Origin of the sequence: Sphingomonas sp. PAMC 26605 (assembly GCF_000241485.1) — a bacterium.
In the GTDB taxonomy this organism is placed as follows: domain Bacteria; phylum Pseudomonadota; class Alphaproteobacteria; order Sphingomonadales; family Sphingomonadaceae; genus Sphingomonas.
Genome location: NZ_JH584241.1, coordinates 603,293 through 622,262, shown reverse-complemented (window position 1 = coordinate 622,262; position 18,970 = coordinate 603,293). Strand labels below are relative to the sequence as shown.

Genomic DNA, 18,970 nt, shown 5'->3' with positions numbered 1-18,970 from the left:
GGCCCCCTCCACCACCAGCCTGAAGAAGGCTGGCGGTCCCCCTCCCCCGCTTCGCGAGGGAGGATTTAAGGGTGTATCGTCAGCCACTCCTCTTCCGGAGCCCGTGCACTGCGCAAGCGGTTCGCGGGCTCTGTCGTATCTTCCACCCCGATCGCCATTCCACAGAACAGCATCCGCTCTGCCGGCAGCGCGATCGCTTCGCCGACCGTGTCGGGATACATCGCCCAGCATTCCTGCGCGCAGGTCGCGAGCCCCGCCTCGACCGCGAGCAGCATCACATTCTGCAGATACATGCCGAGGTCGGCCCATTGCGGCGGCCCCATCGCCCGATCCACGCTACAGAACAAAGCCGCCGGCGCCCCAAAGAACTGGAAGTTGCGCGCGAACCACAGCCGCCGCGCCGCCTTGTCCTCGCGCGGGATTCCGATCTCGCGATACATCGCCTCGCCCACCGCGAAGCGTCGGTCGCGATACGGCGCGACCAATGCCTTTGGATAGATGTCATAGGCCGGCGTCTCGCTCTCGCCGCGCCACAGCTTTGCGGCAATCTTCGCCTTGAGCGTATCGAGCGGCGCACCGGTCATTACGTCGACATGCCACGGCTGGAGATTGCCGCCGGTCGCTGCGCGCGCGGCCTTGGTGACGATGCCGTGGAGCACCGCCGGATCGACCGGGTCGCTGCGAAATCCGCGCACCGATCGGCGCGTTGCAATCGCTTCGCTCACAACCATAAGTCCGGCCTTTCGATCATCGGGTACGCCGTTCCACCTTGCCCAAGCCGCGGGATTACGGCAATAGAGGTTGCAAAGCGAAACCGATTATGGAGAGTCGAGCATGGCCGAAGCCTATATCGTAGACGCCGTCCGCACCGCGGGCGGCAAGCGCGGCGGCAAGCTCGCCGGCTGGCACCCCGTCGACATGGCGGCCTCCGTCCTCGATGCGATCGTCGAACGCACCGGGATCGATGGTGGCGCGATCGACGACGTGATCATGGGCTGCGTCATGCAGGGCGGGCAACAGGCCGGCCAGGTCGGCCGCAACGCCGTGCTCGCGGCGAAGAACCTGCCCGACAGCGTCCCAGCCGTGTCGATCGACCGGCAGTGCGGATCGTCGCAGCAGGCGCTGCAATTCGCCGCGCAGGCGGTGATGTCGGGGACGCAGGACGTGGTCATTGCCGCCGGCGTCGAGAGCATGACGCGCGTGCCGATGGGCACCACCGCGACGCTGTTCATGAAGGAGGGGCTCGGCAACTACAAGTCGCAGCGGCTCGAGGAAAAGTACCCCGGCATCATGTTCAGCCAGTTCATGGGCGCGGAAATGATCGTCAAGAAGCACGGTTTCGACCGCGCGATGCTCGACGCCTTCGCGCTCGAGAGCCATCGCCGCGCGCAGGCGGCGACCGAGCGTGGCGACTTTGCCGACGAGATCGTCGCGCTCGAGATCGAGACGCCCGAGGGGGTGGTCCAGCACAGCACCGACGAGGGCATCCGCTACGGCGCGACGCTCGAGAGCATCGGCTCGGTCAAATTGCTGCAGGAAGGCGGCAGCATCAGCGCGGCCAATGCGAGCCAGATCTGCGACGGCGCCTCCGCCGTGATGATCGTCAGCGAGGCGGCGCTCAAGGCGCACAACCTCACACCGATCGCGCGGATCGTCAATCTGACCGTCACCGGCGGCGACCCCGTCATCATGCTCGAGGAGCCGCTGTTCGCGACCGACCGCGCGCTGCAGCGCTCTGGCATGAAGATCGAGGAGATCGACCTGTACGAGGTCAACGAGGCGTTCGCGCCGGTGCCGCTCGCGTGGCTGAAGCATACCGGCGGCGATCCGGCGAAGCTCAACGTCAATGGCGGGGCGATCGCGCTGGGGCATCCGCTCGGGGCTTCGGGGACGAAGCTGATGGCGACCTTGGTGCATGCCTTGCAGAAATCGGGCGGGCGCTACGGCCTGCAGACGATGTGCGAAGGCGGCGGCGTCGCCAACGTGACGATCATCGAACGCGTGTAGCGCACCATAAGCCCCTCCCCTTCAGGGGAGGGGTTGGGGTGGGGACGTATGATCCCGCGGGCGCTCTCTGCGAGGCATCCCCCACTCCCATCCCCTCCCCTTAAGGGGAGGGGCGTGCTTGTTCTAAGGGAGGGACTCCACATGAAACTCGACTCCACCACCGCCGCGGTCGTCACCGGCGGCGCCTCCGGCCTCGGCGCCGCCACCGCGCGCGCGCTTGCTGCCAAGGGCGTCAAGGTCGCGATCTTCGACCTGCAGGCCGAGAAAGGCGAAGCGCTCGCCGCCGAGATCGGCGGCGTGTTCTGCGAAGTGAACGTGACGTCGGACGATTCGGTCGACGCGGGCTTCGCCAAGGCGCGCGCGGCGCACGGCCAGGAAGCGGTGCTCGTCTGCTGCGCCGGCACCGGCAATGCGGTCAAGACCGCGAGCCGCTCGAAGGAAGACGGCAGCATCAAGCATTTCCCGCTCCAGGCGTTTGACTGGCTCATCCAGATCAATCTGATCGGCACCTTCCGCTGCGTCGCCAAATCGGCCGCGGGGATGCTGACGCTGACGCCGGGCGAAGACGGCGAGCGCGGCGCGATCGTGATGACCGCGAGCGTTGCCGCCGAGGACGGCCAGATCGGCCAAGCCGCTTACTCCGCGTCGAAGGGCGGCGTCGTCGGCATGACGCTGCCGATCGCGCGCGACCTGATGGGCGAAGGCATCCGCATCAACACGATCCTGCCGGGCATTTTCGAGACGCCGCTGATGCAGGGCGCGCCGCAGGCGGTGAAGGACAATCTCGCGGCGAGCGTGCCCTTCCCCAAACGGCTCGGCATCCCGGCGGAATATGCGCACCTCGCGCTGACGATGCTCGAGAACCGCTATTTCAACGGTGAGGACGTCCGCCTCGACGGCGCAATCCGCATGGCGCCGCGCTGACCTTAACTCCCCTCCCCTTCAGGGGAGGGGTCGGGGGGTGGGGGAGGTCTCACCGAGACCGACCCGTATAATTCGCGGCACGGCCCCACCCCACCCCCTCCCCTGAAGGGGAGGGGCTTTTGGAGATTTGCATGCCCCGTCCCGATCCCACCCGGCTCGACTCCGCGACCTACCCCTACACCGTCACGATCCAGACGCGCTTCCAGGATCTCGACGTGCTCGGCCACATCAACAATGTCGCGATGGCGGCGCTGTTCGAAAGCGGACGCGTGCGCTTCAACCAGGCGATCAAGCTCCACGGCTGGGCTGGCCATCGCTGGCTCGTCGCGCGGGTCGAGATCAACTATCTCGGCGAGGGCTATTTCCCCGCCGATGTCGAGATCGCCAGCGGGATCGGCGAGATCGGCAACCGCAGCTGGAGCATTCTGTCCGCCGCCTTCCAGAACGGCGCGTGCATCGCGACGTGCGACGTCGTGCTCGTGATGAGCGCGAGCGGTGGGCTCAGCGCGCTCCCCGAGGATTTCCGCGCCGGGCTCGAGGCCAACCGCGTGCGGCTATGATGCGGCGGCGGGCATCCGCCGCGACGCGAAATGCCACACGAGCAGCACCGGCTCGATCAGCGCCATGCCGATGAAGATGCTCGTCAGCCGCTCGAGCGCAGGCTGGATCGCGACCTGGGCATAACTGTCGGGCACCAGCGTCACCAAAATCGCCAGCGTGAATTGCAGCCCGAGATAGGGCACGCGCCCGCCGGCATTCTCGATATGCCGCCCGATCGCGACGCCGAGGCACGTCCCCGCGATCAGCACCGGCGCGGAGCCCTGCCCGACGAGCAGCACCGCCGCCGCCAGCGCGCCCCCGCCGATGCAGCCGAGCGTGCGGTGCCACAGCCGCTCGCTGACCGGCACCAGCCCGCTGCGCCCGAGCCCCGCCACCGGCACGATCATCACCGCCATCACCGTGACGCCCGCCTGCGCCAGTTGCGGGATGCCGAACAGCGCGTGGAGCGGTGGCAGCAGCGCAAGCGTGACGCCGGCTTGCGCGGCATGGCGCGCCGCATCGGGGTGCCAACCGATCCGCTGCGCCGGGACCGCGGGCGGCGCGGGCCAGCGCCGCCGCACCGTCAGCGTCGAGACCAGGCTAACGGCGACGCACGCCGCCGTACCCGCGAGCACTTCGAGCAGGCGCGTCTGCGCGAAGTCGAGCGTGTCGAGCGTGGGGTTCTCGAGCTTGTCGAGCAGGATCATCTCGAAGGTCAGCCCGAGCAGCAGCCAGGCATAAGCACGCTTGGCGGTGAGCATCCCGTACAGCCCGATCGCCCCCATCGCCGCCGCGGCGAACGACGCCGCCGGCAGCGAGCGCACCGCATAGGGCACGATCACCAGCGCCGCCCCCGCCCCGACCGCGGTGCCGACGATGCGCAGCAACCCGCGCAGCAACGTCTGCGCGACATGGCCGCGCATCAGCACGAACCCGGTGAACGCCGCCCAGGCGACGCTGTGCGCGCCGATCGTGTGCGCAAGCAGGATCGCCAGCGCGACCGAGATCACGCATTCGAGCTCGTCGATCATCCGCGGGCCGGGGGTGAAGAAGGTCCGCAGCGCGGCGCCGACGATGGATTGGAAGAACTGGGTGAGCCGGCGCTGCATCGGGATGGCTATGGCGTAAAGGGGACGGTGATTGAAGGCCTCTGCCCGTCACCCCGGCCTTGCGCCGGGGTCCACCGTGCCGCGTGTCCTGCGGCTGGCAATGCGTGGTCGCGGTGGGCCCCGGCACAAGGCCGGGGTGACGAAAGCGGACGAGACCTCGGCGAAAGCTGCGCTCAGTCCGCATCCCCGAACCGCGCGGGCCGCTTCTGGATGTTCGCCGCGACCTGCTCCATCATCGGCGGCTGGCCGATCACCTTGACCTGCTCGTCGGTCTCGGCCTCGAGCATCGCGCGCGGGTCGGCGTCGAATGCCATGTTGCACAGCCGCTTGGCGCCGCGGATCGCATTGGGGCTCTTGGCGGCGATATCGTGCGCCAGCGCCTGCGCCGCCGCATGCGAATCCTCGGCGATGCGCGTGATGAAGCCGTGATGCAGCGCTTCGGCGGCATCGAACTCGCGCGAGGTATAGACGAGCTCGCGCAGCACGTCGTCGCGCACCAGCCCGCGCCAGATCGGGAAGCCCGCCATGTCGGGCACCAGACCCCAATAGCTCTCGCGGATCGCAAAGCGCGTGTCGGGCGCGGCGATGCGGATGTCGGCGCCCGACATGATTTGGAAGCCGCCGCCGAACGCGACGCCGTGCACCGCGGCGATCACCGGCATCGGCAGGTTGCGCCAGCCCCAGGTGACATGCTGCGGCAGGATCGCGCCCTGGTCGTTGCGGTCGTCGCGCGACAGCCCCGAGCCGCCGCCCGCCATGCTTGTCATGTCGAGCCCGGCGCAGAAGGCGCGGCCCTCGCCCGACAGCACGACGCAGCGCACATCCTTGCGCGGATGCAGCGCGTCGATCGCCGCGCCGATCCCCTCGAACATCGCCGGGTCGATCGCGTTCATCTTGTCGCCGCGCGTCAGCCGGACGTCGGCGATATGGTCGGTGATGGTGGTCGATACGCGGTCGTTCATCGTCTTGCTCCAAAAGGACGTCACCCCAGCGCAGGCTGGGGTCTTATGGGGTGGGCGACCGGCGTGCCCGCGAAAGATCCCAGCCTTCGCTGGGATGACGGATCGGTCAAAGGGTTCGCTCGCCGCCCGCCGCCCAATACTGGTCGCGCAGCAAGCGCTTGTACAATTTGCCCGTCGCGTGGCGCGGCAGTTCCGCCGCAAAATCGATCTGGCGCGGCGTCTTCACACCCGACAGCTCGGCGCGGCACCAGGCGGTGAGCTCGGTTGCGAAGGCCGGCCCCGCCTCGGCCATGTCGACCGGCTGCACCACCGCGACGACGCGCTCGCCCATTTCGGGGCACGGCGCGCCGATCACCGCGACATCGGCGACGCGCGGATGCGTGATCAGCCGGTTCTCGATCTCCTGCGGATAGATGTTCACCCCGCCCGAGATGATCATGAAGCTTTTGCGATCGGTGAGGTAGAGATAGCCGTCCGCATCGATCCGCCCGATATCGCCGAGCGTCGTCCAGCCCTGCGCGTTGCGCGCCTCGGCGGTCTTGGCCGGGTCGTTATGATATTCGAACGGCGTGCCGCCCTCGAAATAGACCAGCCCCTGCTCGCCCGGCGGCAGCTCGGCGCCATCCTCGCCGCAGATGTGGAGCACGCCGTACGCCGCCTTGCCGACCGAGCCCTTGTGCGCCAGCCATTCGGGCGAGGCGATCGTCGTCAGGCCGTTGCCCTCCGACCCGGCATAATATTCGTAGAGCACCGGGCCCCACCATGCGATCATCGCTTCCTTGACCGGGATCGGGCACGGCGCGGCGGCGTGGATCGCGACCTTGAGGCTCGACAGATCGTGGCGCGCGCGCGTCGGCTCGTCGATTTTGAGCATCCGCACGAAATGGGTCGGCACCCATTGGCTGGCGTTGACGTGATAGCGTTCGATCGCCGCGAGCGCGGCCTCAGGGTCGAAATGCTCCATCATCACGACGGTGCCGCCGAGCCTTTGCACCGTCATCGACCAGCGCAGCGGCGCGGCGTGATAGAGCGGCGCGGGGCTGAGATAGATACTGTCGGGGCCGAGCCCGTACAGCCCACGCGCGAGCATTTCGAGTACCGTGCCCGCGGCGATATCGGGATCTTCGGGCAGCGCGACGCGCACGCCCTTGGGGCGGCCGGTGGTTCCCGACGAATAGAGCATATCGATCCCGGCGCGTTCGTCGGCGACCGGCGTGTCGGGCAGCGCGGCGACCGCTTCCTCCCATGCTGCCCAACCCGGAACAGGTCCGCCAACCGAGAAGCGCGCGAGTTCGAGACCGAGTCCGGCGGTCACCCCGGCAAGGCTGGCCGAGACGACGACCAGCCGCGCGCCCGAATCCTCGAGGATGTACTCGACTTCGGGCGCGGTCAGCTTGGTCGAGATGCAGACGAAGAACAGGCCCGCCCGCTGCGCGCCCCAGGCGATGTCGTAGAAGACCGGACTGTTCTCCAGGCACAGCGCGATCGTATCGCCCGCCTGCAGGCCTTTCGCGCGGAACAGATGCGCCGCCCGGTTCGACCGCGCGTCGAGCTCCGCAAAGCTGACCCGCTCACCGGTTTCGGCGACGATCAGCGCGGTTTTGGCGGGATCGGTCCGCGCATGTACGCTCGGATGCGACATTTCAGGCCCTCCAGAACGGCGGCTTGCGCGCCATTTCGTTTTCTTTTGCAACGCGAAGCTATACCGGCGCGGGAGGCTCCGCAAGCGGCTCGCTCGGGCGTCGGCGCTTGCACCCGTGCGGCATTGCGATACATCGCCGGGATCATGCCATCCAACCCGCCTTCCGCCTTCGACCCGCAGCGTTTCAGCCGACTTGGCGTCGGCGGGCATGGCGGCCTGCTCAAGCTCAGCTATCACGCCCACGGGCCCGACTGGGTCGAGCTCCAGCTCCCCTATCAGACCGACCTGATCGGCGATCCGGCGAGCGGCGTGCTCGCCTCGGGGCCGATCCTGACGATGATGGACATGGCGACGAGCCTTGCCGTGTGGACCAAGCTCGGCAGCTTCCGCCCGCATGCGACGCTCGACCTGCGGATCGACTATCTGCGCCCGGCGACGCCAGGCAAGACGGTGTACGGCCGTGGCGAATGCTATCGCATCACGCGCTCGATCTCGTTCGTGCGCGGCCAGGCGCATGATGGCGATCCGGCCGATCCGCTCGCGCATGTCGCGGGCACCTTCATGTTCACGGATGCCGCCTGATGCTGCCGCCTTATGCCGATCTGCTGGGGATCACCGTCGCCGAGGGCGACGACCCCACGCTGCTGACGATGCCGAGCGCGACCAGCCTGCTCGGACGGCCCGGCTATCTCCATGGCGGCGCGATCGGCGGGATGCTCGAAATGGCCGCGATCGTCGCGCTGCAATATGCGCTGGCCGAGGATGGCGGCGGGCAGATCAAGCCGATCAACGTCACGGTCGATTACATGCGCGGCGGGCGCGAGAAGCCGACTTTCGCGCGCGGCATGGTGACGCGGCTTGGCGGGCGGGTCGCCAATGTCGAGGCGACGGCGTGGCAGGACGACGCCGCCAAGCCGATCGCCGCGGCGCGGATGAACTATCTGCTGGCGCGGGGATAAAGCACGCGGCTTTCAGGCCGCTTGCTTCCCCCTTTTCCCGCTTTCCCGGCGAAGGCCGGGGCCCAGCAGAGAAGGCCTTGGGAAGGGAGCGCTATCCGCGATCAACGAAGCCGCCACTCTTGGGCCTCGGCCTTCGCCGGGGAAGCGCAAGGAAAGAGAGAGAGAGAAGCGGGCGTCCGCCCCCCTCACTGCTTCTGCGTCAGCCGCACCAGTTTCCCGTCATCCTGAAGCAGCCAGATTGCCCCATCGGGCGCCTGTGCCACGTCGCGGATTCGCGCGCCCATGTCCCATTGGTCGGCGACCTTGGCGCTATCCCCGGTGATCGCGACCCGGATCAGCGATTCGCCCGACAGCGCGCCGATCAGCAGCGACCCGCGATACGCCGGGAACATCGCCCCCGAATAATAGGCCATCCCGCCCGGCGAGATCGACGGGTTCCACCACAATTTGGGTGCCTCGAGATCAGGGCGGCTGGGATGATCGGGGATCATCTTGCCGCTGTAATTGTCGCCGTTCGAGACGATCGGCCAGCCGTAATTCTTGCCCGGCAGGATCAAATTGAGTTCGTCGCCGCCCTTTGGCCCCATCTCGACCTCCCACAGCCGCCCATCGGGCGCGAACACCAGGCCGTAAGGGTTGCGATGCCCGCTGCTCCACGTCTCGCCCCGCACCCCGCCCGCCGCCGCCATCGGATTGCCGGGCGCGGCCTTACCGTCGAGCGTCAGGTGGAGGATCTTGCCGATCGCCTGGTCGGGGTCCTGCGCCGGCGTGAAGCGCTGCCGCTCGCCCGACGAGAGATAGAGCGATTTGCCGTCGGGCGCGAAAAGGATGTTGGCGCCGAACTGCCCGCCGACCCCGTCCGACCCCGCACGCCACAGCACCTGCAGATTGACCAGCGCGGTCCCGGTGAACAGCCCGCGCGCGAGCGCCAGGCTGCTGCCGCCCGGCCGCGGCTCGGAATAGCTGATATAGACGAGCTTGCTCTTGGCGAAATCGGGCGCTGGCGCGATGTCGAGCAGGCCGCCCTGATTGTCGTTGAGCACCTTCGGCGCGCCGGTGATCTCGGCGATCGACCCGTCGGCGCGGCGCAGCTTGATCTTGCCCGCCTTCTCGGTGACGAGCGCGCTGCCGTCGGGCAGCACGGCGATCGCGAACGGATCGCTGAAGGTCGCGAGCGTCGCTCGCGCAAACGGCGGCTTGGTCGCGGCACGGTTGGCGCGGCCGGTCGTGGCGGGGACGTTGCGCACGGTCGCGTCGGGCGCATCGTCGGGCAGCGTCGTGACCGGCGCCCGGCTCGGCCGTGCGGTCGGGGTCGTTGCCGCAGCGGGCTCCGTAGCGTTCGATTGCTGCGGCGGCCCGGAGCAAGCCGTCGCGGCCAGCACCAGAGCGACGAAAGGCGTGCGGGACGACGACAACATGGGGCTCTCCTGTAAGTGTCTCGAAAACCGTCGTCACCCCGGACTTGTTCCGGGGTCCGCCATGCCGCACAGCCGGCAGGCGGTGGTGCGCGCGGCCCTTTGGACCCCGGAACAGGTCCGGGGTGACGGGTGTGCGACAACGGCTTGCCAGCCCGCACGCTTAAGCCTATATCGCGATCACTCTCTACATCGTCAGGTGAAGAGGCTGGAGCCGCCCGGTTCCGGCGCCGAAGACCTTTGCCCAACCGACTCGAGGATTTCCATTGGCCGAAACGCCCGACCTGACCCCGCTGATCGCCCCCGAAGCCGCAGCACTCGGCTTCGATCTGGTGCGCGTGAAGCTGTTCGGCGGCAAGGGCGACCTGACGCTCCAGGTGATGGCCGAGCGCCCCGACACGCGCCAGCTGACGATCGAGGATTGCGCCGAGCTGTCGCGCCGCATCTCCGACGTGCTCGACACGCTCGAGGCCGAGGGCCGCGACCCGATCACCGACGAATATCGCCTCGAAGTGTCGTCGCCCGGGATCGACCGGCCGCTGACGCGCCTCAAGGATTTCGCCGACTGGACCGGGCATGAGGCGCGTATTGTGCTCAGCAGCCCGATCGAGGGGCGCAAGGTGCTCACCGGGCTGCTCAAGGGCGTCGGGGGCGATCGCATCACCATCTACCTGCCCAAGCATGGCGAGATGGAGATCGGGTTCGACCAGGTCGGCACCGCCAAGCTGGTGCTGACCGACGCGCTGATCGCGGCGACCCGGCCGCTCTCGGTCGAGGGCGTCGAAGAAGAAGAAATCGAAGACGAAGCGCTGCCCGAGGGCATTGAAGACGAAGGACACAAGTGATGGCCACCGCAGGAACTTCCGGCGTAACCGCCAACCGCGCCGAGCTGATCGCCATTGCGAACGCCGTCGCCACCGAGAAGATGATCGACAAGGGCATCGTCATCGAGGCGATGGAAGACGCGATCCAGCGCGCCGCCAAGGCGCGCTACGGCGCCGAGAACGACATTCGCGCCAAGCTCGATCCCAACACCGGCGACCTGCGCTTGTGGCGCGTCGTCGAAGTGGTCGAGGCGGTCGACGATTATTTCAAGCAGGTGAACCTCAAGGAAGCGCAGAAGCTCCAGAAGGACTCGGTCGTTGGCGATTACATCGTCGATCCGCTGCCCCCGATCGAATTCGGCCGCATCGCCGCGCAGGCCGCCAAGCAGGTCATCTTCCAGAAGGTCCGCGACGCCGAGCGCGAGCGCCAGCACGAAGAGTTCAAGGACCGGATGGGCGAGATCATCACCGGCGTCGTCAAGCGCGTCGAGTTCGGCCATGTCGTCGTCGATCTCGGCCGCGCCGAGGGCGTGATCCGTCGCGACCAGCAGATCCCGCGCGAAGTCGTCCGCGTCAACGACCGCATCCGCTCGCTGATCCTCAACGTCCGCCGCGAGAACCGCGGTCCGCAGATCTTCCTCAGCCGCGCGCACCCCGACTTCATGAAGAAGCTGTTCGCGCAGGAAGTGCCCGAAATCTACGACGGCATCATCGAGATCAAGGCCGCTGCGCGCGACCCGGGTTCGCGCGCCAAGATCGGCGTCATCAGCCATGATTCGTCGATCGACCCGGTCGGCGCGTGCGTCGGCATGAAGGGTAGCCGCGTTCAGGCGGTCGTCCAGGAAATGCAGGGCGAGAAGATCGACATCATCCCCTGGTCGCCCGACACCGCGACCTTCGTCGTCAACGCGCTGCAGCCGGCTTCCGTGTCGCGCGTCGTGATCGACGAGGAAGAGGATCGCATCGAAGTCGTCGTTCCCGACGATCAGCTGTCGCTGGCGATCGGTCGTCGTGGCCAGAACGTGCGGCTTGCGTCGCAGCTCACCGGCAAGGCGATCGACATCCTCACCGAGCAGGATGCCTCCGAGAAGCGCCAGAAGGAATTCGCCGAGCGCACCGAGATGTTCCAGACCGAGCTCGACGTCGACGAGACGCTCGCGCAGCTGCTGGTTGCCGAGGGCTTCGGCGCGCTCGAGGAAGTCGCCTATGTCGAGGTCGAGGAAATTGCCTCGATCGAAGGCTTCGATGACGATCTCGCCGCCGAGCTGCAGAGCCGCGCCGCCGAGGCGCTCGAGCGTCGCGAAGGCGCCAACCGCGAGGAACGCCGCGCGATGGGCGTCGAGGACGCGCTCGCCGAACTGCCGCATCTCAACGAGGCGATGCTCGTCACGCTCGGCAAGGCCGGGATCAAGACACTCGACGACCTCGCCGATCTCGCGACCGACGAGCTGATCCAGAAGAAGCGCCAGGAACAGCGCCGCCGCGCCGAGGGTGCCGACGCCAACAAGCGCCCCGAGGACAAGGGCGGCGTGCTCGGCGAGTACGGCCTCTCCGAAGCGCAGGGCAACGAGATCATCATGGCCGCGCGCGCGCACTGGTTCGACGAAGAGCCGGCAGAGGCAGCGACTGCCTCGGAGGAGAGCGAAGCCTGATGCCGTTCGTCAGCATCCGCATTTCGGGCAGCGCGACCAAGGACCAGAAGTCCGCGATCGTCGCCGATGTCACCCAGTCGCTCGTCGAGCGGCTGGGCAAGAACCCGGCTGCGGTGCAGATCGTGATCGAAGAAGTGAGTCTGGAGAATTACGGCGCGGGCGGGATTTTGCTCGCCGACCGTGATGCGCCCAAGAGGGAGGACGCGCATGCGGTTCCCTCACGATGAGGCCTTAGCGCTTCAACCAGCATTGGGCGCGACCTTAGCCCCTCCCCTTCAGGGGAGGGGCTTTCATGACGATGCCCGACGACTTCCCGATCGGCGTTGAAACCGACGAGGATCCCACCGGCGCGATCCGCCGTTGCATCCTGCTCGGCGAACGCGCGCCGCGCGAAGCGCTGGTGCGACTCGCGCTATCGCCAGACGGCCACGTCCTTCCCGACGTGCGCGCCAAGGCCCCCGGCCGCGGCGCCTGGATCGGCGTGACGCGCGCCGAGCTTGAGACCGCGATCGCCAAGGGCAAGCTCAAAGGCGCCCTCGCCCGCGCGTTCAAGACCGGGCCGGTGCTGATCCCCGACGACCTGCCGGAAATGATCGCCACCGCGCTCGAACGTGCAGTCCTCGACCGACTCGGGCTCGAGGCGCGCACCGGTCACCTGCTCACCGGCTCGGACAAGATCGAGACCGCGGCACGCTCGGGCAAGCTCACCATGCTGCTCCACGCCTCCGACGCAGGCACCGACGGCAACCGCAAGCTCGACCAGGCGTGGCGCATCGGCATGGATGAAGAGGGCAGCGCGCTCAGGGGGTTGGCACTGCCGGTGTCACGCACCATATTGGCCGTGGCGCTAGGTCGGCAGAATGTGGTACATATCGGCCTGACAGAACGCGATGCGGCAAAGCGGGTGGGCGAAACGCTCAACCGCTGGCTGCATTTCATCGGCCCCGAATCCGCCCTCGTGGCTTGCGAAACACCGTCGCAAGGCGCATCGGCGCACATATCCAACCCGGCGGGAAGTGGCATCCCTGCTGCGGCTGACGACGACACATGCGAGGAATTTGAGTGAGCGATACCGACAACGAAAAGCCGAAACTCGGAATGCGTCAGCCGCTCGGGCTGAAGCGCACGATCGAGACCGGCCAGGTCAAGCAGAGCTTCAGCCATGGACGGCAGAATACCGTCCAGGTCGAAGTGAAGCGTCGCCGCGTGCTCGGGCCCGGCGGCGCGCCGGCCGCGGCACCCGTCGAGCAGGCCGCTCCCGCGCCGGCGCCCGCCGCCGCGCCGCGTCCGGTCGCGCCGACTCCGCCGCCGCCCCCGCCCGTCTCGCCCGGCAATTCGCTGCTGTCGCGTCAGGAGCTCCAGGCCAAGCTGTTGCGTGAAGCCGACGAAGCGCGGATGAATGCGCTCGAGGAAACACGTCGCCGCGAAGAGCGTCTGCGGATCGAGGCGCAAGCCGAAGAGCGCCGCCGCGCCGAGGAAAATCGCCGCGCCGGTGACGCGCCCGACAGCCCCGCCGCACCCGACCCCGTGCCGCAGCCTGCGCCCGAGCCAGCCGCAGCCCCGGTCGCCGAGGCTGCTGCGCCCGTCGCCGAAGCCGCGCCTGCTGCCGAAGCTGCGCCGACGCCTGCCGCCGCACCCGCGCCCGTCGCGGTCGCTGCGCCTGAGCCCGTGGCGGCAGCACCGGAGCCCGCTCCCGCTCCGGTCGCACCGCCGGCGCCCACTCCCGCGCCGCGCCCGCTGAGCCTCGAGCGCGATCCGTCGATGCCCGCGCCGCGCCTGTTCACCCCCGTACCGCGTCCGGAACGCCCGCGTCCCGCACCGCCCGCCCCGGCGCCCGAGCCGACGCCGGCAACCGCTGCCACGCCTGCAGCCGGTGCTGCCGGTGCCGCCAAGCGTCCGGCCGTCGGCGTCGCCGCGCCGGTCGTGCCGAACGAACCCTCGCGTCCCGGCCAGCGTGACCGCAAGGGCGACGAGCGTCGCGGCGGCAAGCTCACCGTCAACCGTGCGCTCGACGGCGGCGATGGCGCCCGCGCGCGTTCGCTCGCCGCGCTCAAGCGCGCGCGCGAAAAGGAACATCGCCGCATGGGCGGCCCGCGCGAAGTGCAGGCCAAGCAGGTCCGCGACGTCGTCGTGCCGGAAGCGATCACCGTCCAGGAACTCGCCAACCGCATGGCCGAGAAGGGCGCCGACCTCGTCAAGACGCTGTTCAAGATGGGCATGCCCGTCACGATGACGCAGACGATCGACCAGGATACGGCCGAGCTGCTGGTGACCGAATTCGGTCACAACATCGTCCGCGTCAGCGATTCGGACATCGACATCGCGGTCGAGACCGACAGCGATCCCGAGGACACGCTCGTCACGCGCCCGCCGGTCGTCACGATCATGGGCCATGTCGATCACGGCAAGACCTCGCTGCTCGATGCTCTCCGCGGCACCGACGTGGTACGCGGTGAGGCCGGCGGCATCACCCAGCATATCGGCGCCTATCAGGTCACGCTGAAGGACAAGTCGAAGGTCACCTTCCTCGACACGCCGGGCCACGAAGCCTTCACCGAGATGCGCCAGCGCGGCGCCAGCGTGACCGACATCGTCGTGCTCGTTGTAGCAGCCGACGATGCGATCAAGCCGCAGACGGTCGAGGCGATCAACCACACCAAGGCCGCCGGCGTCCCGATGATCGTCGCGATCAACAAGGTCGACAAGCACGACGCCAATCCGCAGAAGGTCCGCGAGGCGCTGCTGCAGTATGAAGTCGTGGTCGAGGAGATGTCGGGCGACGTCCAGGACGTCGAAGTCTCGGCACTCAAGAAGACCGGGCTCGACGAGCTGATCGAGAAGATCCAGCTCCAGGCCGAACTGCTCGAGCTCAAGGCGAACCCGAACCGCGCGGCCGAAGGCACCGTGATCGAAGCCAAGCTCGACAAGGGCCGTGGTCCGGTCGCGACCGTGCTCGTCAACCGCGGGACGCTCAAGGTCGGCGACATCTTCGTCGTCGGCGCCGAGAGCGGCAAGGTCCGCGCGATGACCAACGACAAGGGCCAGCAGATCAAGGAAGCCGGCCCTTCGATGCCGGTTGAGGTCCTCGGTCTCTCGGGTGTCCCGCGGGCGGGCGATCCGCTGTCGGTGGTCGAGAACGAAGCGCGCGCGAGAGAGGTCGCAGAGTACCGACAGAGCGTCATCACCTCGAAGCGTACCGGCGGTGGTCCGGCGAGCCTCGAGTCGATGTTCTCGGCGCTCAAGGAAAAGCAGGCGATCGAATATCCGCTGGTGGTCAAGGCCGACACGCAAGGGTCGGTCGAGGCCATCGTCGGGGCGATCAACAAGATCTCGACCGATCTCATCAAGGCGCGCGTGCTGCATTCGGGCGTCGGTGGCATCACCGAGAGCGACGTTACCCTTGCTGGGGCGTCGGGCGCGCCGATCATCGGCTTCAACGTCCGTCCGAACGCCAAGGCGCGCGAGATCGCCGAGCGTCATAAGGTCGCGTTCAAATATTATGACGTGATCTACGACCTGACCGACGAGATCCGCGCCGGCATGGCGGGCGAGCTCGGGCCGGAAGCGTTCGAGACGGTCGTCGGCCGCGCCGAAATCCGCGAGGTCTTCTCGGCGGGCAAGCATGGCAAGGCGGCGGGTCTGCTCGTTACCGAGGGCAATATCCGCAAGGCGCTCAAGGCGCGTATCACCCGGGCGGATGTCATCATCTACCAGGGCGAGATCGCCTCGCTGCGCCGCTTCAAGGATGATGTGGCCGAAGTGCGGGCGGGTCTGGAGTGCGGCGTGACCTTCACGTCGAACTTCGTCGACATCAAGCCGGGCGACTTCCTCGAAACGTTCGAAGTCGAACTGCGCGAACGCACGCTGTAAGCATATCTCCCTCTCCCCCCCGGGGAGAGGGCAGACGAGCGAAGCGAAGTCGGGAGAGGGGCTGTGCGGAAGCGTTGGTTTTCGTCACGCCCCCTCTCCCCGACCCTCTCCCGGGAGGGGAGAGGGAGGAGTAAGAAATGCGCCCTACCGAAACCCCCGAAACCCGCTCGGTCCGCCTGCTCCGCGTCGGCGAGCAGATGCGTCATACGCTGAGCGACATCCTCGCGCGCGGCGACGTGCATGACGAGACGCTCGCCAAGCATCCGGTGACGATCACCGAAGTCCGTATGTCGCCCGATCTGCGCCATGCGACGGTGTTCATGAAGCCGCTGCTCGGCCGCGACGAGGAAGCCGTGCTCAAGGCGCTGCGCACCAACACCGCCTACCTCCAGCGCGAGGTCGCCGCGCGCGTGCAGATGAAATACGCCGCCAAGCTCAAGTTCCTCGCCGACGAGAGCTTCGACGAAGGCAGCCATATCGACAAGTTGCTCCGCGACCCGAAGGTGGCGCAGGACTTGACGTCTGAAGATTGACACCGCGGGCGGTAAGACGCATCTTACCGACATGGGCGTCGATCTGAAACTCTCCTCGAAGGGGCAAGTCGTTATCCCGAAGGACGTGCGCGACGCGCTCGGACTGGATGTCGGATCGACGCTGCGAATGACGCGGGTGGGTCGGCAGATCGTCCTCGAGGCCCCGCTGGCGGAAACGGCCCGGCCCAAAATCAACTTCGAAGAGTTTCGCAAACGGGTGCCGCGTTACGAGGGACCGTCAGCGACGCTGGAGCAGATGAACGAAGCCGTCGATCGCATGTTTGCCGAGCGTGGCCGTCCTTGAACGCGCTTGACGCGAATGTCGTCCTCCGGCTGATCGTGGGTGACGATCGGATTCAGGAAGCACAGGCGCGCGCGTTGATCGAGGCTGAACCGACTCTCGTGCCGCTGACCGTAACACTGGAGTGCGAGTGGGTGCTGCGAAGTTTCTACAAGCGGACGCCGCTGCAAATTGCGGCAGCGCTCGACGCGCTGACGGATGTGGCTAATTTGGTGTTCGAACATCTCGGTGGTGTTCGCTGGGCATTGGACCGGCTGATCGCTGGCGCCGATTTCGCCGATATGATCCATATCGTGCAAGCCGACGCGGCGGGGGCGACGGGGTTTGCAACATTCGATGCTGCTATCGCGCATGACGCCGGAGCGACCTCGCCAGTGCCCGCCATCACGATCCGCTGATGGCCAAGCTCTATTTCTACTACGCCTCGATGAACGCGGGCAAATCGACCAATCTGTTGCAGGCCGATTTCAATTATCGCGAGCGCGGGATGCGCACCGTGCTGCTCACCGCCGCGATCGACGATCGCTTCGCGGCGGGGACTATCAGCTCGCGGATCGGGCTCGCCGCCGATGCGATCGCGTTCGAGCGCGACACTGATCTTATCGCGGTCGTCACCCGCGACGGCGAAGCGACGCCGGCGTGCGTGTTGGTCGATGAGGCCCAGTTCCTTACCGCGGCACAGGTCGATCAACTCGCGACGCTTGCCGACTTTCACGGCATCCCGGTGCTCGCCTACGGCCTGCGGACCGATTTCCTCGGGGCGCTGTTCGAGGGATCGGCGCGACTGCTCGCGATCGCCGACTCGCTGATCGAGATCAAATCGGTCTGCGCGTGCGGGCGTAAGGCGACGATGAACCTGCGCGTCGACGCGGCTGGCCGTGCAGTTGCGGCGGGCGCGCAGACCGAGATCGGCGGCAACGATCTGTACATTGCGCTGTGCCGTCGCCATTTCAGCGAAGCGCTTTCCGCCGCCTGACCCGAACGGACCCCGATGACCAACCCCGACCTGCCCTACACCATCGCGGTGTGGCTCATCCCGCTCGTGATCGCGATCGTGTTCCACGAGGTCGCGCACGGCTATGTCGCGCGGATCTTCGGCGATCATACTGCCGAGCGGATGGGGCGATTGACGCTGAACCCGATCAAACATGTCGATCCGATCGGCACGGTCGTGCTGCCGATGATCCTGGCGATCGCGCACGCGCCGATCTTCGGCTGGGCCAAGCCTGTGCCGGTGATCGCCTCCAAGATGCGCAACCCACGGCGCGACATGGTGCTGGTCGCGCTTGCAGGTCCAGCGACCAACTTCGTGCTCGCGACGCTGACCGCCTTGGGGCTGGCCGCGTTCGTCGGCCTCGCGGGTGGCGTTCCCGCCGAAGGCGCGCAGCATACCGCGACCGGCTTCGCTTTCGACGTGCTCTACAGTTTTCTTCTGATCAACGTCTTCCTCGGCGTCTTCAACCTGATCCCGCTGCCGCCGTTCGATGGCGGCCATGTCGTGCAGGGCCTGCTGCCGCGCGCGGCGGCACGGCAATACGCCAAGCTCGCGCGCTTCGGGCTGCCGCTGCTGCTGGTCCTGCTGTTCGTGCTGCCGATGATCAGCCCGCAGGCCGATATCATCCGGCGCGTGATCGGGCCGATCGCCAATGCCGTCGCCGATTTCTTCCTGCGGATCGCGCAGCTCGGCGGGGTGTGAGCGGCGTGCATGGCTGGCTGATCCTCGACAAGCCGCTCGGTCTGGGTTCGACGCAGGGCGTCTCCGCGGTCAAGCGCGCGCTGCGCGCCTCGGGGCATGATGTCAGCAAGCGTGGCATCAAGGTCGGGCATGGCGGGACGCTCGATCCGCTGGCGACCGGCGTGCTGCCGATCGCGCTCGGCGAGGCGACCAAGCTCGCCGGGCGGATGCTCGACAGCGACAAGGTCTATGACTTTACCGTGACCTTCGGGCGCGAGACCGACACGCTCGATCTCGAGGGCAAGGTGATTGCGGAAAGCGCGGTGCGGCCGACGCTGGCGCAGGTCGAGGCGGTGTTGCCGCATTTTACCGGACCGATCGAGCAGGTGCCGCCGATCTATTCGGCGCTGAAGGTCGATGGCGAGCGGGCTTACGATCTGGCGCGCGCTGGGGGGGCGGTCGTGCTGGCGAGCCGGGCGGTGACGATTCATACCCTTCAAATCCTCCCCCGCGCAGCGGGGGAGGGGGACCGTGAGCATTCAGCGAACGGTGGAGGG

Annotated in this window: 21 protein-coding genes; 16 read left to right on the top strand and 5 right to left on the bottom strand. The window is 67.5% G+C overall.

What is annotated here, in order from left to right; translation table 11 throughout:
* Window positions 1-65 precede the first annotated feature (65 nt).
* Window positions 66-731 carry a nitroreductase gene (locus tag RH90_RS02735; RefSeq protein ID WP_010183728.1) on the bottom strand — a complete coding sequence of 222 codons (666 nt, stop codon included), beginning with the start codon at window positions 729-731 and terminating at the stop codon, window positions 66-68.
* A gap of 103 nt (window positions 732-834) precedes the next feature.
* On the opposite strand from RH90_RS02735, the gene RH90_RS02730 reads away from it, so the two are divergent.
* The 3 genes from RH90_RS02730 to RH90_RS02720 all read left to right on the top strand — a co-directional run bounded on the left by RH90_RS02730 (window position 835) and on the right by RH90_RS02720 (window position 3,491).
* Window positions 835-2,007, top strand: a complete 1,173-nt coding sequence (locus RH90_RS02730; RefSeq protein WP_010183726.1) for an acetyl-CoA C-acetyltransferase — start codon at window positions 835-837, stop codon at window positions 2,005-2,007.
* 141 nt (window positions 2,008-2,148) lie between these two features.
* Window positions 2,149-2,931, top strand: coding sequence for an SDR family NAD(P)-dependent oxidoreductase (locus tag RH90_RS02725; protein WP_010183725.1), 783 nt, complete (start codon window positions 2,149-2,151; stop codon window positions 2,929-2,931).
* A gap of 131 nt (window positions 2,932-3,062) precedes the next feature.
* Window positions 3,063-3,491, top strand: coding sequence for an acyl-CoA thioesterase (locus tag RH90_RS02720; RefSeq protein WP_010183723.1), 429 nt, complete (start codon window positions 3,063-3,065; stop codon window positions 3,489-3,491).
* On the opposite strand, the gene RH90_RS02715 is transcribed toward RH90_RS02720, so the two are convergent.
* The 3 genes from RH90_RS02715 to RH90_RS02705 form a co-directional block, all read right to left on the bottom strand.
* A complete protein-coding gene (locus tag RH90_RS02715) occupies window positions 3,486-4,580 on the bottom strand; it encodes an FUSC family protein (protein WP_010183722.1) in 1,095 nt (364 codons plus the stop codon). The two genes, RH90_RS02720 and RH90_RS02715, sit on opposite strands and share 6 nt — an antisense overlap.
* A gap of 173 nt (window positions 4,581-4,753) precedes the next feature.
* Window positions 4,754-5,542 carry a crotonase/enoyl-CoA hydratase family protein gene (locus RH90_RS02710; RefSeq protein WP_010183720.1) on the bottom strand — a complete coding sequence of 263 codons (789 nt, stop codon included), beginning with the start codon at window positions 5,540-5,542 and terminating at the stop codon, window positions 4,754-4,756.
* Between the two features lie 106 nt (window positions 5,543-5,648).
* A complete protein-coding gene (locus RH90_RS02705) occupies window positions 5,649-7,184 on the bottom strand; it encodes an acyl-CoA synthetase (protein ID WP_010183719.1) in 1,536 nt (511 codons plus the stop codon).
* A 144-nt stretch (window positions 7,185-7,328) separates the two neighbouring features.
* Between RH90_RS02705 and RH90_RS02700 the strand changes: the two genes are divergently transcribed.
* On the top strand, window positions 7,329-7,766 hold the full coding sequence (locus RH90_RS02700; RefSeq protein ID WP_010183718.1) for a PaaI family thioesterase: 438 nt from the start codon (window positions 7,329-7,331) through the stop codon (window positions 7,764-7,766).
* Window positions 7,766-8,143, top strand: a complete 378-nt coding sequence (locus RH90_RS02695; protein WP_010183717.1) for a PaaI family thioesterase — start codon at window positions 7,766-7,768, stop codon at window positions 8,141-8,143. The genes RH90_RS02700 and RH90_RS02695 overlap by 1 nt, the downstream gene beginning before the upstream one ends.
* A 185-nt stretch (window positions 8,144-8,328) precedes the next feature.
* Here RH90_RS02695 and RH90_RS02690 read toward each other — a convergent pair whose 3' ends face one another.
* Window positions 8,329-9,561 carry a PQQ-dependent sugar dehydrogenase gene (locus RH90_RS02690; RefSeq protein ID WP_010183716.1) on the bottom strand — a complete coding sequence of 411 codons (1,233 nt, stop codon included), beginning with the start codon at window positions 9,559-9,561 and terminating at the stop codon, window positions 8,329-8,331.
* Window positions 9,562-9,824: 263 nt separating this feature from the next.
* Here RH90_RS02690 and rimP point away from each other — a divergent pair, with 263 nt between their 5' ends.
* The 11 genes from rimP to truB all read left to right on the top strand — a co-directional run.
* On the top strand, window positions 9,825-10,403 hold the full coding sequence (gene rimP, locus RH90_RS02685; RefSeq protein ID WP_010183715.1) for a ribosome maturation protein RimP: 579 nt from the start codon (window positions 9,825-9,827) through the stop codon (window positions 10,401-10,403).
* On the top strand, window positions 10,403-12,034 hold the full coding sequence (nusA, locus tag RH90_RS02680) for a transcription termination factor NusA (RefSeq protein ID WP_010183714.1): 1,632 nt from the start codon (window positions 10,403-10,405) through the stop codon (window positions 12,032-12,034). The genes rimP and nusA overlap by 1 nt, the downstream gene beginning before the upstream one ends.
* On the top strand, window positions 12,034-12,261 hold the full coding sequence (locus tag RH90_RS02675; protein WP_010183713.1) for a tautomerase family protein: 228 nt from the start codon (window positions 12,034-12,036) through the stop codon (window positions 12,259-12,261). The genes nusA and RH90_RS02675 overlap by 1 nt, the downstream gene beginning before the upstream one ends.
* A 65-nt stretch (window positions 12,262-12,326) precedes the next feature.
* Window positions 12,327-13,100 carry a DUF448 domain-containing protein gene (locus RH90_RS02670; RefSeq protein ID WP_010183712.1) on the top strand — a complete coding sequence of 258 codons (774 nt, stop codon included), beginning with the start codon at window positions 12,327-12,329 and terminating at the stop codon, window positions 13,098-13,100.
* Window positions 13,097-15,904 (top strand): translation initiation factor IF-2, encoded by a 2,808-nt coding sequence (gene infB, locus RH90_RS02665; protein ID WP_010183711.1) that lies wholly within the window; start codon window positions 13,097-13,099, stop codon window positions 15,902-15,904. The genes RH90_RS02670 and infB overlap by 4 nt, the downstream gene beginning before the upstream one ends.
* Window positions 15,905-16,041: 137 nt before the next feature.
* The gene (gene rbfA, locus RH90_RS02660) at window positions 16,042-16,437 is read left to right on the top strand and encodes a 30S ribosome-binding factor RbfA (RefSeq protein ID WP_010183710.1); all 396 of its coding nucleotides are present in this window, start codon (window positions 16,042-16,044) and stop codon (window positions 16,435-16,437) included.
* 31 nt (window positions 16,438-16,468) lie between these two features.
* Window positions 16,469-16,741: an AbrB/MazE/SpoVT family DNA-binding domain-containing protein gene (locus tag RH90_RS02655; RefSeq protein WP_010183709.1), complete on the top strand. Its 273-nt coding sequence runs from the start codon at window positions 16,469-16,471 to the stop codon at window positions 16,739-16,741.
* Window positions 16,738-17,136 carry a type II toxin-antitoxin system VapC family toxin gene (locus RH90_RS02650; protein WP_010183707.1) on the top strand — a complete coding sequence of 133 codons (399 nt, stop codon included), beginning with the start codon at window positions 16,738-16,740 and terminating at the stop codon, window positions 17,134-17,136. The genes RH90_RS02655 and RH90_RS02650 overlap by 4 nt, the downstream gene beginning before the upstream one ends.
* Window positions 17,136-17,714, top strand: a complete 579-nt coding sequence (locus RH90_RS02645; protein ID WP_010183706.1) for a thymidine kinase — start codon at window positions 17,136-17,138, stop codon at window positions 17,712-17,714. The genes RH90_RS02650 and RH90_RS02645 overlap by 1 nt, the downstream gene beginning before the upstream one ends.
* Before the next feature lie 15 nt (window positions 17,715-17,729).
* Window positions 17,730-18,434 (top strand): site-2 protease family protein, encoded by a 705-nt coding sequence (locus RH90_RS02640; protein WP_010183705.1) that lies wholly within the window; start codon window positions 17,730-17,732, stop codon window positions 18,432-18,434.
* A gap of 5 nt (window positions 18,435-18,439) precedes the next feature.
* Window positions 18,440-18,970: tRNA pseudouridine(55) synthase TruB (gene truB / locus RH90_RS02635; RefSeq protein ID WP_198283428.1), on the top strand; the 531-nt coding region annotated here is incomplete at its 3' end.

Coding starts and splice junctions, on each gene's coding strand:
- RH90_RS02735 (WP_010183728.1), bottom strand. CDS start 731: ATGGTTGTGAGCGAAGCGATTGCAACGCGCCGATCGGTGCGCGGATTT.
- RH90_RS02730 (WP_010183726.1), top strand. CDS start 835: ATGGCCGAAGCCTATATCGTAGACGCCGTCCGCACCGCGGGCGGCAAG.
- RH90_RS02725 (WP_010183725.1), top strand. CDS start 2,149: ATGAAACTCGACTCCACCACCGCCGCGGTCGTCACCGGCGGCGCCTCC.
- RH90_RS02720 (WP_010183723.1), top strand. CDS start 3,063: ATGCCCCGTCCCGATCCCACCCGGCTCGACTCCGCGACCTACCCCTAC.
- RH90_RS02715 (WP_010183722.1), bottom strand. CDS start 4,580: ATGCAGCGCCGGCTCACCCAGTTCTTCCAATCCATCGTCGGCGCCGCG.
- RH90_RS02710 (WP_010183720.1), bottom strand. CDS start 5,542: ATGAACGACCGCGTATCGACCACCATCACCGACCATATCGCCGACGTC.
- RH90_RS02705 (WP_010183719.1), bottom strand. CDS start 7,184: ATGTCGCATCCGAGCGTACATGCGCGGACCGATCCCGCCAAAACCGCG.
- RH90_RS02700 (WP_010183718.1), top strand. CDS start 7,329: ATGCCATCCAACCCGCCTTCCGCCTTCGACCCGCAGCGTTTCAGCCGA.
- RH90_RS02695 (WP_010183717.1), top strand. CDS start 7,766: ATGCTGCCGCCTTATGCCGATCTGCTGGGGATCACCGTCGCCGAGGGC.
- RH90_RS02690 (WP_010183716.1), bottom strand. CDS start 9,561: ATGTTGTCGTCGTCCCGCACGCCTTTCGTCGCTCTGGTGCTGGCCGCG.
- nusA (WP_010183714.1), top strand. CDS start 10,403: ATGGCCACCGCAGGAACTTCCGGCGTAACCGCCAACCGCGCCGAGCTG.
- RH90_RS02675 (WP_010183713.1), top strand. CDS start 12,034: ATGCCGTTCGTCAGCATCCGCATTTCGGGCAGCGCGACCAAGGACCAG.
- RH90_RS02670 (WP_010183712.1), top strand. CDS start 12,327: ATGACGATGCCCGACGACTTCCCGATCGGCGTTGAAACCGACGAGGAT.
- rbfA (WP_010183710.1), top strand. CDS start 16,042: ATGCGCCCTACCGAAACCCCCGAAACCCGCTCGGTCCGCCTGCTCCGC.
- RH90_RS02655 (WP_010183709.1), top strand. CDS start 16,469: ATGGGCGTCGATCTGAAACTCTCCTCGAAGGGGCAAGTCGTTATCCCG.
- RH90_RS02645 (WP_010183706.1), top strand. CDS start 17,136: ATGGCCAAGCTCTATTTCTACTACGCCTCGATGAACGCGGGCAAATCG.
- RH90_RS02640 (WP_010183705.1), top strand. CDS start 17,730: ATGACCAACCCCGACCTGCCCTACACCATCGCGGTGTGGCTCATCCCG.